This is a genomic window from Bacillus sp. z33 (assembly GCF_058313615.1).
Genome location: NZ_JBZFQN010000001.1, coordinates 870096 through 884115 on the forward strand (window position 1 = coordinate 870096; position 14020 = coordinate 884115).

Sequence of the window (14020 nt, forward strand, 5' to 3'; positions counted from 1 at the left end):
CCGTCTCTATGACATACATTCAATCCGTATGTTGTATTCAACTAATTACTCTAATTGCTCCATTAAATACAATCCATGATAGATTTTGATAACATTATGAAATATTTTGATTGGATTTGATTGATATTGATTGATTTCTAAAAACAAACAAATTATATTTAACGGTAGGGAGGTGGTGAATTGCTGACACCCGAAAGACAGCAATATATCATCGAGAAAATTAACCAAAATGGATTTATTAAAATTCAGGAACTCGTCAAAGAACTACATACTTCCGAATCTACGATACGACGTGATTTAAGCCAACTCGAAGATATGTCTATTTTAAAAAGAGTGCATGGCGGAGCAGAACTTGTGAAAAATTGCAGTATTGAACCAACCATTTTGGAGAAATCAACTTCCAGACTTAAGGAAAAAGAAGCGATAGCCAAGCTGGCAGCGACTCTAATTGACGATGGTGATTGTATTTATCTCGATGCTGGGACGACAACCCTTGCTATGATCCCATTCATTCAAAACAAACCCATTACGGTTGTAACAAATGGAATTTTGCAAGCAACCGCTCTTCAGGATAGCAACATTATTACCTATTTAATCGGTGGTCGAATCAAAAAGGCGACAAATGCATTAATTGGGAGCCAGGCAATCAACAATATAACCAATTATAGATTTGATAAATGTTTTCTGGGGATCAACGGCATTCACCCTGATTGGGGGTTCAGTACTCCCGACCCGGAGGAAGCTATCTTAAAAAGATCAGCTATTGATTTATCAAAAGAAGCTTTTGTTCTAGCTGATTTCAGCAAATTTGATGAGACTTCCTTTGCCAGAGTGACAGAATTAAATCAAGCCTCCATCATAACGGATGGGATAGATTCGGACAAATTGGCAAAATATAAAAAGAATACAACAATAAAGGTAGTGAAACCATGATCTACACCGTGACATTGAATCCATCAGTAGATTTCATTGTAGAAGTCGAGCATTTTGAACTTGGCGGTTTAAACAGGATGAATAAAGAAGCCAAATATCCAGGCGGGAAAGGGATAAATGTTTCACGTATCCTCAAACGGATCGGTTCAAGAACAACCGCTCTTGGTTTTAGCGGTGGATTTCCTGGAGGATTCATTCTCGATGCTTTAAGAAAAGAGAACGTACCTGAAGATTTTATACCGGTGGAAGAGGATTCCCGAATCAACATTAAGTTAAAAACCGGAGAAGAAACTGAAATTAATGGATTGGGTCCACATATAAGCGCTGAAAAAATGGAAGAACTTCATCATAAGCTTTCAAAAATGACTGCCGATGATATTCTCGTTTTATCAGGCAGTATTCCCCCTTCCCTTTCATCTGATTTGTATATGGAACTAACAAAAGAATATGCAGCAAAAGGAATACAGGTTGTCGTAGATGCCAGCGGAAAAACCTTACTGGACGTTGTAAAAGAACGCCCTTTTCTTGTGAAACCAAATCATCATGAACTTGGGGAACTATTTGATACAAAAGTAGAAACGATAGAGGATGCTATCCATTACGGATCTATGCTAGTCGAGCAAGGTGCTCAAAATGTGATTGTTTCTATGGCAGGCGAAGGAGCTATCCTTATTAATCGCGAAGGTGTCTATACAGCTACTATTCCAAAAGGTAATGTGAAGAATTCCACTGGTGCTGGGGATTCATTGGTAGCTGGATTTATCGGGATGTGGGACCAAACGAAGGATATGCAAAGAGCTTTTCAATATGGAGTTGCCTCCGGAAGTGCAACGGCATTCAACTACGACCTTGCTGAAAAAGAGGATATCGATGCGCTTCTCCCGCAAGTAAACATTCAAAAATATTAAGGGAGTGAAATCATGAAAATCACTGATTTGTTAAAGAAAGATACGATGATCCTGAACCTTTCATCTACTAGCAAACAAGGCGTTATTAATGAACTTGTTAACCAACTGGATCAAGCAGGAAAATTAAAAGACCCTGCAGGTTATAAAGAAGCCATCCTGAAACGTGAAGAGCAAAGTACAACCGGAATTGGCGAGGGAATTGCGATTCCTCATGCTAAATCAGAAGCTGTTAAGGATGCGGCATTATGTTTCGGACGTTCTATTGACGGAGTTGATTATGAATCTTTGGATAGCCAGCCGGCCCACCTGTTCTTTATGATTGCTGCACCATCCGGGGCAAATGATACCCATCTTGAAACATTATCACGGCTTTCTTCCATGTTAATGTATGACGATTTCCGCAAAGCCATTTTACAAGCAAATTCTAAGGATCAAATTCTTTCCATTATTGATGCTAAACAGAGAGAACTTGAAAATGAGGATTCTAACGATCAACCTGCCCCGGATGCTGAAGAAGCTAAAAATGAAGGTTATGTATTAGCCGTTACGGCATGCCCTACAGGAATCGCACATACATATATGGCTGCCGATGCATTAAAAGCAAAAGCGAAAGAAATGAACGTTAATATTAAAGTCGAAACAAATGGTTCCACAGGGATTAAAAATCCTCTTACTGATGAAGATATTCAAAAAGCGAGTGCAATCATTGTTGCTGCAGACAAAAACGTTGAAATGAACCGTTTTAATGGCAAGCATGTGATTCAAGTTCCTGTTGCACAAGGTATCCGGAAACCGGAAGAATTAATTAACCGTGCCTTAAAACAGGATGCTCCTATTTATGAAGCAAAAGGCGGTTCCGCTAATCAAGAAAGCGGAACACAGGAGAAAAAAGGAATTGGCACCCAAATATACAAACATCTCATGAGCGGTGTAAGCAATATGCTTCCATTCGTTGTCGGCGGCGGTCTTTTAATTGCCCTTTCCTTCTTGTTTGGCGGAATTAACCCTACTGATACAGCATCACCTGATTACAATCCATTTGCTGCAGCACTCAATACGATCGGTGGCGGAGACAAGGGAGCTTTCTTCCTATTGGTACCGGTACTAGCCGGTTTCATTGCCAGCTCCATTGCTGACCGTCCTGGTTTCATGCCTGGTATGGTCGGAGGATTGTTAGCTGCTTCTGCAGGTGCAGGATTCCTTGGTGGATTAATTGCCGGTTTCCTTGCAGGATATGTAACTCTTGGTGTTAAAAAAGCCTTCAACTGGTTGCCTGCTTCTTTGGAGGGTATAAAACCAGTATTGTTATATCCATTATTTGGTCTATTAATCACCGGTCTCATTATGATATTCATCATTAATGACCCGGTTGTGGCCATGAATAAAGGGTTGACTAACTGGCTTGAGAACTTAAGCGGTACGAATGCGGTGTTCCTAGGTTTAATCGTCGGCGGTATGATGGCTGTCGATATGGGAGGTCCTATCAATAAGGCTGCTTTCACGTTTGGTATTGCGGCGATTGCTGCCGGCAACGGTGTTCCTCATGCGGCTGTTATGGCTGGAGGAATGGTACCACCGCTTGGTATCGCACTATCCACTACGTTCTTTAAACATAAATACACGGACTCGGAACGTAAGTCTGGTCTTACAAACTATATCATGGGCGCTTCCTTCATTACAGAAGGTGCGATTCCATTTGCAGCAGCCGATCCAATTCGAGTAATTGTCAGTTCTATAATCGGCGCTGCCACAGCTGGAGCCTTATCTGCAGCATTTGGCTGTTCGACTCCTGCCCCACACGGCGGTATTTTCGTTGTCGGATTAATAGAAAATCCTTTGATGTACCTGTTAGCCATACTAATTGGTTCACTTGTCACAGCTGTTCTATTAGGTTTCTGGAAAAAGAATTCCAACATTAAAGATGTTGCGTAATAAAGAAGAATGATCTTGAACTAAACTGTACCCTATGCAGCAGACACTTGAAAAGAGTCTACTGCACAGGGTCTTTTTAATGACAAAAGTATCCTCCTCTTTTCGCTTCATACATGAATGCTGCCCTGCCCCTATACTTGCATAAGAAATTTAACTCAAAAAGGCCATACTCTAATTTGGATCTAGGCCAACTGATAGTTTACTTCTTTATAATTTTGTCGCTATTGATAGCCCCTTGTTTTCTTTCTCTTATTATTCAAAACCATATCCCTTTGTTTGCGAAATAAAATAATAATAAACCGCAAAATCAACTAGAAGCTTAGTTGTAAAGGATCAACCGAGAGCATTTTAGCAATTTTGCTGACCAAACTCAGTTTTATGTTCAGATTCTCGTTCAATAAGCCTCCAATCAAATAATAGAATCATCCTCTCTTTAATTATTTCATTCGTTGCAATACATACGTTTACTACAAGTGCATGTGAACTTATTTCCTTTTGAGATCCACTCTATCGCTTCATCTCAACTTACAGTGTTTTTTCAGTATCCTTTTTTATATTTTGTTAAATTTTCAGCTCATGATGACGGATATGTAAAATTTCACCTTCTCTCACTCTTAATTATCCCACAAAATTTTATATCCATATGAAGATTTACCATCCTCTCTACTCTTCACCCATTATTCTATTATTCAATGACTTAATACATATAACTTTAATCAGAATTTTTACTATGTTAATATAATATGGGTATTATAGATTAGTATAAAATAACACTAAAGGAGTTGATTTAAATGAAGCATTTAAAAGTTGTAACCTTCACGGCTGCTGCTATAATGTCGTCTGCTTTTGCCCAAGAAGCATCAGCAGCTTCGACGACTTATACAGTTAAAAAGGGAGATACACTTTCTTTTATTGCCTCAAAATTTAAAACAACAGTATCAAACTTAAAAAACTTAAATAATTTGTCATCGGATATTATCTATCCTAAACAAGTCATCAAAGTAACGAAGCATGATTCATCTTCATCCAGCAATTCTGGGAGTACAAGCAATGCTAATACATACACCATTAAATCAGGCGATACACTATCAGCTATAGCTGCCAAATACTCTACAACCGTTAGTAAATTGAAAAGCTGGAACAGCTTAAAGAACGATCTTATTTATCCGGGACAAGTAATCAAAGTATCTGCTGATACATCTGGATCTTCACCAGTAACTGGGAGTTCTTCTGCCAACAAGACCTATACTGTGAAATCAGGCGATACCTTAAGTAAAATTGCCAGCAACTATTCTATTACTGTCAATCAACTTATGAGCTGGAACAATCTATCCAGTACAATTATTTATCCAGCCCAAGTATTAAAGGTTTCAAAACCTTCAACTGCTTCTGGATCAAGCAGTTCAAGCTCTTCCGGCAGCACAACTTCATCAACAACCTATACAGTTAAGTCGGGAGATACACTAAGTAAAATTGCCAAAAGTTATTCCATGACCGTTTCTCAAATAAAATCAATAAATGGTTTGAAATCTGACGTGATTTATGTGGGACAAAAGTTAAAAATCTCAAAATCGTCAAGTGATTTACCTTCTGTTTCTACTCCTTCAAGCGGATCTTCTTCTGCTCAGGAAACGATAGGCAATCCGGCTTTTACATCTAAACTGATTTCAATCAGTAAAAGTTTCATCGGTACAAAATATGTATGGGGAGGAACGACTCCCGCTGGTTTCGATTGCAGCGGCTTTCTTTATTATGTCTTTAATAAAGCAGGACACTCTATGCCAAGATACACAGCTGAAGGATTCTATAACCGTTCCTATTTTGTGAGTTCACCTCAGCCTGGGGATATTATCTTCTTCTCCGGTACATACAAGCAAGGAATCTCCCATTTAGGCATCTATCTGGGTAATAATGAATTTATTCATGCAGATAATAGTGGTGTACGCATCACAAGTACAAATAACAGCTATTATAAAAAACACTTTGACAGCTATAAGCGATTATATGCGAATTAACTATTCAGTGAGCGGTATAAACATCCGCTCACTGTTTTTTTCTCCAATAGACGTCCCTGCCCTCGAATGGTACATTAATGATAAATATCATAACTTTCAACTATTAAATCTATTGGAAAGGTTGTTTGTTCAGAATGAATCATACATATCATGAAAGAGAAATAACAGATCCCGTTGCTCTATGCGATGAGAAAGGCCATTTAAAAGCAGAAAGCATAGGCTGGTCAAGAAAGCCTCTTATCAGCGGTAATGTCAGCGGACACTTTCTTCGGAAAAAGAAATGGAATTATTGGTGTATAACGAATAAAGATGTTCTTTTTTCCGTTACAATCAGTCATTTAGATTATGCGATGGTTTGCTTTGTTTATTATCTGGACTTACATACCAAATCATTTTACGAGAAAACAGCCTTGTTTCCTTTTAAGAGTAACAAAACACTCCCGGATGATGTCCTGGCCAGTACAAGAATCTCCTCCAAACAAATGAACATCGATATCTTATGGGATCATAATCGGTTCAAACTGTACGTGGAGATTCCAAATTTTGATCAAAAACCGTTGCAAGCAAATCTTGAAATCAGCTATCCTGAGACGGATTCGTTGAGTGTTGTCATTCCTTGGAGTAATCAAACATATCAATTAACAACCAAGATGCATTGTCTCCCTTCTCAAGGAACCCTAAGAATTGGATCTAAAACCTATCACTTTAAGCCGGATGAAAGTTATGCCAGCTTGGATTACGGTCGGGGTGTATGGCCAAGGAATTGTACCTGGAATTGGGGAATGGCTTCAGGCAAACAAGGAAATGATCTAATTGGTTTAAATTTCGGCGGACAATGGACAGATGGGACAGGCTTAAATGAAAATGCCATATTATTAAATGGACATTTGACAAAAATCAGTGAGGATATGAAGTTTCACTATAATAAACATGATTTCATGCAGCCTTGGAAGATTCACTCTTTGGCGACTGATTGTGTGAGACTTACCTTCACTCCCCTATTTGAACGTATCGCCAAAACAGATGCGATTATAGTTAAATCTGAAGTACATCAAATGGTAGGTTTCTATGATGGAGAAATATGCTTACAAGATGACACCATACTAAGGATTCAGCAAATGCCAGGCTGTATTGAAGAACATATAGCAAAATGGTAAATTGGGATTCATTTTAAAAAATCTATCTGTAGGTATCAATGAAAAAATCCCTTAACCTTATTGAACATCAGATAAGATTCACCATTCCAATATAATGATTTATTTGACAAATTCAGTCTATAACTCTACAATTTATTTATTACTTACTAAAAATAAGCTAACATACAATAATAACTAAAAATGTTGAATCTACGGAGGAATTTATATGTCAAATCTACATAAAGATTTATCAACCATTATAAAAGAACGTCATTCTATCAGGCAATATGACTCTTCATTTAAATTGTCCAAAGAAGAACTAAGGAGCATCCTTGAAGAGGCTACCTTAGCTCCATCATCCAGCAATATGCAGGCTTGGAACTTCATCGTCGTTCAAGATGAGGAAAGAAAGAAAGACCTGGGTTTGTTTGGTAACAATGCAAAGGTTGCTGAAAATGCCTCTGCTGTCATTGCAGTACTCGGAGATACTGAAATGCACAAAAAAGTCGATAAAATTTACGACATGATGTTTGAAGCAGGTTTTGTTGATGAGGAAAACAAACAAAGACTCGTACAAGATGTAAAACGAGTGTATCCTGGTGCTCCTAAAGAAACACGCGCAAATATTGCAAGCTTTGATGCTGGCCTGGTCTCCATGCAATTGATGCTGATTGCAAAGAATCGCGGGCTTGATACGATTACAATGGGCGGTTTTGATAAAGCTGCTTTTGCTAAAAACTTCAATGTGGATGAGAGATACATGCCAATTGTCCTAATTGCGATTGGTAAGGCTCAGGGAGATCAATACTTTAAAACCGTACGCCTTCCTGTAGAAGATATCGCTACATTCATCTAAATAATAGTACTGGTAGAGCTGTCCGTTTATGTTGACAGCTCTATCTTTTTTCGTTTTTTCTTCCCTATATATAGCAAGTGAGACGATAGATCGAGCTGGTATGGATCAGTTGCATTTTCAATCAATAAATCTATGACTTTTTTCATTTCGTCATCACTCTTCTCTTTCCAATAATACTCCTGATGTTTAGTCATCATGGCAGCGAACGGCTGCTTTACCAATCCATGATGTGACTCAAAAACTACAAAAGGAAATTTCTCATTTTTAGTATCAGTGGCCCTATACTTTTTTATCATCAGATATATAAAAGCCGCTCAATTGAACGTCAATTGAGCGGCTTTACCCATGATCTATACTCTTTTTTTACCTGGTACATTGGCAGGAATTCTCCCTTTTAAGTCAGCCAGACTCTCATCACAGAGATTAATTGCTCCAGGTTAATTGGTTTACTGATATAATCCGATGCACCAGCTGCCAGGCATTTTTCACGATCACCTTTCATTGCTTTCGCTGTTAAAGCAATAATTGGAAGCGAGCTTAATTTCGTATCCATACGTATGCGTTTCATTGTCTCGTATCCATTCAGTTCAGGCATCATAATATCCATCAGGATCATATCAATATGACGATTCTCTTTCACAATTTCCAGACATTCATTTCCGTTATTTGCTACTAAAATTTCAATTCCCTTTTTTTCAAGTGCTGTTTTTAATGTGTAAATATTACGCTGATCGTCATCGGTAATAAGCACCTTTTTACCTCGTAGTATATCCATTTCAACATTTTTTGTTTCTTCAGTCTCGATTCGTTCTACGGTTGTAGCCACTTGTCTTATCGTTTCACTATACGGAGACACTTCAACCACATGATTATTATCCTGTGCCTGTAGATTGGGTAAATAAACAGTAAATATACTACCTTTCCCCACTTCACTTTCAACAAATATATAGCCGTTTAGCAAATCGGTTAATTTTTTGCAGATTGATAAACCTAATCCTGTACCGCCGTATTTTTGTACTGTAGCCCCGTCCCCCTGTTGAAAGGCTTCAAAAATAGTTTGTTGCTGTTTTTTAGAGATTCCAATACCAGTATCTTTTACAATAATTTTTATCCATTCATCAGGTCGGATCGTATCATGACCGTCTTTTTCATAACATGTATGGATTATGTTTTCCAACTTAACAGTCACGGATCCTTGTTCTGTGAACTTTATGGCATTTGATAGTAAATTTTTAATGATTTGCTGGACTTTTTGCACATCCGTGTAAAAATAAGTTGGCAAATCCTCATCTATTTCTATGATGAAACCAAGTTGTTTTCTTTCAGCTTGGGGTGAAAATATATTTAAGGCATCAACTATTTCACTAATGTTCATTTTGTTATAGTTGATATCCAACTTTCCAGCCTCGATTTTTGACAGGTCAAGTATATCGTTAATTAAGGATGTTAAACTGTTCGCAGCTGAATAAATATATTCAATATACTCTTTTTCCTCTTCTGAAAAATGATCACTATCCATATCAATTAACAGCTCTGAAAGAATTAAAATACTATTTAAAGGCGTACGAAGTTCATGGCTAATATTTGCAAGAAATTCAGATTTGTAATTTGAACTTTGCAGCAATTGTTCATTTTTTATTCTTAATTCTTCCCTGGAGTGTTCAAGTTCCTTCGTCTTTTGCAAAGCTTCTTGCTCACGTTCTTTCAAAAGTTCATTAATCGTCATTAATTCTTCAGATTGTGAATGCAGCTCTTCCGTCTGAACCTGCAATTCTTCTGTCATTGCTTTTGACTCATTTAGCAAGCATTCAATTTCCATTCTAGATAAAACGCTGTGTACGGCCAGCCCAAGTGATTCATTTACCTGCTTAATGGCTTGATACTGTACATCTGTAAAACCTGTTATACTTGCGAATTCAAAGACACCAATCGTGTTATTTTCATAAATAATCGGGGCAATCAAAATCGATTTTGGTGTTACGTCACCCAAACCTGTCGAAAGTAGTTGGTAATTTTCTGGAATATCTTCTAACAGGACTATTTGTTGATCAACAACCGCCTGCCCAATAATCCCCTCACCTACTTTAAATTGATCTTTTCCACCGCCACCATAGGATGCTGCACGATAAAAAATAGTATCATCATCCTGATGTCTTAAATAGAAAGCTCCAACGGAAGCACCTACTAATGGAGACAACTTACTTTGAAGACGTTCTGCAAATTCATTTATATTTAAGGTACTTTGCGTCAAGCTGGCTACTTCATTAATTTTTGATAGTACCCAGTTCTGTATCTTGATATCGTTCAAATACGCTTTCTCATTTTTACTGTAGGTTTCTAAAGACATGGACATATTGTTAAAGGCTTCAGCAATCAAACCTATTTCATCATTTGTTTTTACTTCAAGCCTGTGTATGGTCGAAGGATCGTTTAAATCAATCTCTTCCAATACATTCGTTATTTGTTTTAAATCCTTTGTCGTTGAACGAATAACCCAGTAGCCAATTAACGCAATAGATCCACAGGAAGTCGTCGTTAAGAGGATAACAACTCGATACATTTGATCGTACTTTTCATTTGCCCTGTTAAATGCATCTTCCATCCTTTCCTCTTGATAGCTAATAAATTCTTCTATTGACTCTCTAAGCTTAGAACTTGATTCCTCCATTTTTATCCAATTGTCACTGACATACTCAGTGTCTTGTATTAGTTCCATTATGATTATTCGTTCGTTTTCTTTGTATATTCGATATAGAGCTGCGCAATCCATTAATATTTCCCTAGCTTCCTTATTCAATGTCATACCATGGATTTTTGCAAAATGTTCTTCAATCTTGACATGATTTTCAGCAAGTTTATCTTGTATGGTAGCTGATGTTACTCCTGATAAATCATTCATAACCATTCCAACTAACATTTTTGATGAAATAACGTTCTTTTCTATTTCATAAGTATAATTCACTTTTTTATATCGATTTTCTACAATTTCTAATAATTCCTCGCGCGAGCTATTTAAACTCTGAACGGTAAGTACCGAAACGAGTATGATGATCACCATAATTAGGACTATTCCAATTTGGAATTTTCTTCCAAAACCCAATTTACTGCTAATCAACAACCTCACCCTCTACCCTTAATATTCAACCTAACTATTTTAATACCCTCGGTTTTCCATTCATACCGGTATTATTTCCCAGTTCATCCGAAACGTGTATGACTGATTGAATGCCAATCATCAAGCCATATATAAAGGAAAAGAACTCACCAACCTAGGTGAAAAGTAAATGGTTATCTTGAATTTGTACCTCTATTGTTAATCGCTCATGGGTTATGGATAATACGTTTGAGGAAGGTGATAAAATCGTGGCATATTATACGGGTTATTATGATTCATATTTCTATTCGAAGTATTCTGCTGATTGACCCCTTTCTGATATAGCCCATATAAAAACAGCGGATTTGACTGTATCCACTGTAAGTTAATAAATATACGATTATTCCATCACTTTGATACCTATTGAATCTGGGCATTTCCAATTCTCTTTTTTAGAAAATATTAATAATGTCCAGTAGGGTAAATTTCAAAATCATACCAAAAATGGAGAACCCATTTTTAATATAGAAATCTGGTGCTTGAAAGCTCGAATGTATCTATGATAAAGAGTACCTCACTCTTCCCCTTCTTAATCAACCAATTTTTTATACATTAAGATATCATCCACATACTGACCATTCAGATAAAATTCTCCCTTTAATACACCTTGCTCTATATATCCATTCTTTTTATAAAAAGAAATAGCCGGGGTATTCGTGGACAATACTCTTAAACAAATTTTTCGGATTCCATGCTTCCTACCCTCACCATCCAAAAACTGCAGTAATTTGCTCCCAATTCCTTTTCCCTGAAAGTCAGGATGAACACCAATCGCAATTTCCCAGACATGGCGATTACAATCCAGTGGTGTAGGATATTTAACAGACATATTGCCTGCCAGCTTTCCATTTTCAATCAAAACAAATTGGCTTCCCGGTGGAAAATGTCCAGCATAATCGGCGACTGAATCCCAAACCATCGGCATCGGCGTGTTTGTATAGTCCCAAATTAAGTTTTCCAGTTCTATTAATTGTTCGTAATCCTCTATTCTAGATGCACGTATAACCATCTGTTGTTCAATCCCCTTTTTAACAATCTATACCATATATTACTCTTTATCTGTTTAATTGATAAATAAATATCAAAAAAACATTGCCATCTCTCTATAGATGGCAATGCGATGAAACAGGTTTTCTTATTTCGTTAACTCAAGGAACTCATTCACATCAGCTATTGCAAGATCTACGCCAGCCTGCCAGAAATCCGGTTTCGTCAGGTCTACACCCAAATGTTTCATTGCCAACTCCTCTGTTGTCATTGCAGCAGTATCTTGCAATAAGGCAATGTATTTTTTCTCAAATGACTTACCTTCTTTTAAAGATAAGTGATAAATCCCTAAGCTAAACAAATAGCCAAACGTGTACGGGAAATTATAAAATGGCACTTCCGCAATGTAAAAATGCAGTTTACTTGCCCAGAAAGTCGGATGATATTCATTTAGTGAATCCTGATATGCTTCTTTTTGAGCAGCCTCCATCAGTTCATTTAAACGTTCAGCAGAAACTAATCCATTTTTGCGTTCTGTATAGAAATTGGTTTCAAAAATAAACCGGGCATGAATATTCATAAACATGGCAATCGCATTTAAAATTTTGTTATCAAGCAATGTAATTTTTTCTTCATCTGACTCCGCAGCCCGCACGCTCGCATCCGAACAAATTTGTTCTGCAAACGTAGACGCTGTTTCAGCTACATTCATCGCATAGTCGGTATTAAAGAATGGTTTTTCATTTAAAACATGACTGTGGAAAGCATGTCCAAGTTCATGCGCAAGCGTGGCTACACCGCTTGGTGACCCTGAATAGGTCATAAATATACGTGATTCATTAGTTTCAGGAAAGCTTGTGCAGAATCCCCCCGGACGCTTACCAGGACGGTCCTCCGCTTCAATCCATGAATTTTCAAATGCATCCTGGGCGAATTTAGGAAGCTCATCACCGAATTTCGCGAAATTCTCGATGATAAATTTCGCTCCTTCATCAAATGTATAATTCATCGGCTCCGTTGTTACAATCGGTGCATCAACATCTACCCAGCTTAATTTTTCTTTCCCTAATAGTTTTGCTTTACGATTAAGAAAATCTACGAATGGTTGTTTATTTTTAGCTATGACATCCCACATCACATCCAATGTTTCTTTCCTCATACGGTTGTACTGCAAGGGTTCTTTCATAAAATCTTCAACACCATGTGCCTTATATTCTGCCAAACGGAAGCCGCCTAAATGGTTAATCGTATCAGCAAATAATGGTGCTTTTTCTCCCCATATCTTTTCCCATTTCTCAAATAAATCAGCACGGACTTCAGGATCTGGATCGTCATGCATCTTATTGAAAGCTTGGCCTGCTGATAAAAGTACAGTCTCGCCATTTTCTTTTATAAAGGGTATTTCAACCGTTTTTACAAGTGAATCATAATGAGTGCTCCAACCGACATATCCATCTACGCGCAATGCATTAATGAGCGCTTCTTCGGCTTCGGATAATTGTTCTTTGCCTCGTTCTCTTTGTTCATTAATATAGAAAGCGATTTCACTAATTTGCGGCTGATTAATGATTTCCTGCCAAACGGATTCATCGATTTGGACAAGCCTAATTGTAAAACCTGTAAAGACTGTTTCAAATTCACTGATTAATGTGTACAATTCACCATTTAATTGATCCGCTTTCGTATCGTGGACATTTTGTGCAGTTGCACACTCAAGGAAAGCTGATACCTGATAGATTGCTTTTTGAAGTACTTCTGTTTTCTTTAAAATATTCACCATTTCTTCTGTTCCGCTAACATCTGCAGGAGCCTGCCAACTTTTTACTGCCTCTTTGTATGTAATTAACAACTCTTTGATTTCGATTAATTTTGAAACCAGTTCAGGTGATTCTGAGCCATTGGGAAATATGCTATCTAAATTCCACGTTAAAGAATAATTCATTCAAAAACCTCCTATATTTTCACAAATTTCAGTATACAACTTTTATAACCAGATGGATATATTTTTTGATGATTCATACATCTATTTGAATAGGTCTTTATTTCTCGCTATTACAATTCTATCATCATTTGGCATTTCCTCTAAATATTAAAGGTAA

General features: G+C 37.3%; 10 protein-coding genes. 6 read left to right on the forward strand and 4 right to left on the reverse strand.

What is annotated here, in order from left to right; genetic code table 11:
• The first annotated feature begins 180 nt into the window (after positions 1-180).
• The 6 genes from AC4G3L_RS04095 to AC4G3L_RS04120 all read left to right on the forward strand — a co-directional run bounded on the left by AC4G3L_RS04095 (position 181) and on the right by AC4G3L_RS04120 (position 7780).
• Positions 181-933 carry a DeoR/GlpR family DNA-binding transcription regulator gene (locus AC4G3L_RS04095; protein ID WP_491075697.1) on the forward strand — a complete coding sequence of 251 codons (753 nt, stop codon included), beginning with the start codon at positions 181-183 and terminating at the stop codon, positions 931-933.
• Positions 930-1841 carry a 1-phosphofructokinase gene (gene pfkB / locus AC4G3L_RS04100; RefSeq protein WP_491075698.1) on the forward strand — a complete coding sequence of 304 codons (912 nt, stop codon included), beginning with the start codon at positions 930-932 and terminating at the stop codon, positions 1839-1841. The genes AC4G3L_RS04095 and pfkB overlap by 4 nt, the downstream gene beginning before the upstream one ends.
• 12 nt (positions 1842-1853) lie before the next feature.
• Positions 1854-3773 carry a PTS fructose transporter subunit IIABC gene (locus tag AC4G3L_RS04105; protein WP_491075699.1) on the forward strand — a complete coding sequence of 640 codons (1920 nt, stop codon included), beginning with the start codon at positions 1854-1856 and terminating at the stop codon, positions 3771-3773.
• 791 nt (positions 3774-4564) lie between these two features.
• Positions 4565-5788, forward strand: a complete 1224-nt coding sequence (locus AC4G3L_RS04110) for a C40 family peptidase (protein WP_491075700.1) — start codon at positions 4565-4567, stop codon at positions 5786-5788.
• Between the two features lie 134 nt (positions 5789-5922).
• Entirely contained in the window at positions 5923-6945 is a 1023-nt protein-coding gene (locus AC4G3L_RS04115; protein WP_491075701.1) for a DUF2804 domain-containing protein, read from the forward strand.
• 205 nt (positions 6946-7150) lie between these two features.
• Positions 7151-7780: a nitroreductase family protein gene (locus tag AC4G3L_RS04120; protein ID WP_491075702.1), complete on the forward strand. Its 630-nt coding sequence runs from the start codon at positions 7151-7153 to the stop codon at positions 7778-7780.
• Positions 7781-7806: 26 nt separating this feature from the next.
• Here AC4G3L_RS04120 and AC4G3L_RS04125 read toward each other — a convergent pair whose 3' ends face one another.
• The 4 genes from AC4G3L_RS04125 to AC4G3L_RS04140 form a co-directional block, all read right to left on the reverse strand.
• On the reverse strand, positions 7807-8076 hold the full coding sequence (locus tag AC4G3L_RS04125) for a hypothetical protein (RefSeq protein WP_491075703.1): 270 nt from the start codon (positions 8074-8076) through the stop codon (positions 7807-7809).
• A gap of 98 nt (positions 8077-8174) precedes the next feature.
• The gene (locus AC4G3L_RS04130) at positions 8175-10895 is read right to left on the reverse strand and encodes an ATP-binding protein (RefSeq protein ID WP_491075704.1); all 2721 of its coding nucleotides are present in this window, start codon (positions 10893-10895) and stop codon (positions 8175-8177) included.
• A gap of 568 nt (positions 10896-11463) precedes the next feature.
• Positions 11464-11943, reverse strand: a complete 480-nt coding sequence (locus AC4G3L_RS04135) for a GNAT family N-acetyltransferase (RefSeq protein ID WP_491075705.1) — start codon at positions 11941-11943, stop codon at positions 11464-11466.
• A gap of 126 nt (positions 11944-12069) precedes the next feature.
• A complete protein-coding gene (locus AC4G3L_RS04140) occupies positions 12070-13863 on the reverse strand; it encodes a M3 family oligoendopeptidase (RefSeq protein ID WP_491075706.1) in 1794 nt (597 codons plus the stop codon).
• Positions 13864-14020 lie beyond the last annotated feature (157 nt).

What these genes read in the sequence shown, in the direction of transcription:
- pfkB (WP_491075698.1), top strand. Translation starts at nt 930, where the DNA reads ATGATCTACACCGTGACATTGAATCCATCAGTAGATTTCATTGTAGAA.
- AC4G3L_RS04105 (WP_491075699.1), top strand. Translation starts at nt 1,854, where the DNA reads ATGAAAATCACTGATTTGTTAAAGAAAGATACGATGATCCTGAACCTT.
- AC4G3L_RS04110 (WP_491075700.1), top strand. Translation starts at nt 4,565, where the DNA reads ATGAAGCATTTAAAAGTTGTAACCTTCACGGCTGCTGCTATAATGTCG.
- AC4G3L_RS04115 (WP_491075701.1), top strand. Translation starts at nt 5,923, where the DNA reads ATGAATCATACATATCATGAAAGAGAAATAACAGATCCCGTTGCTCTA.
- AC4G3L_RS04120 (WP_491075702.1), top strand. Translation starts at nt 7,151, where the DNA reads ATGTCAAATCTACATAAAGATTTATCAACCATTATAAAAGAACGTCAT.
- AC4G3L_RS04125 (WP_491075703.1), bottom strand. Translation starts at nt 8,076, where the DNA reads ATGATAAAAAAGTATAGGGCCACTGATACTAAAAATGAGAAATTTCCT.
- AC4G3L_RS04135 (WP_491075705.1), bottom strand. Translation starts at nt 11,943, where the DNA reads ATGGTTATACGTGCATCTAGAATAGAGGATTACGAACAATTAATAGAA.
- AC4G3L_RS04140 (WP_491075706.1), bottom strand. Translation starts at nt 13,863, where the DNA reads ATGAATTATTCTTTAACGTGGAATTTAGATAGCATATTTCCCAATGGC.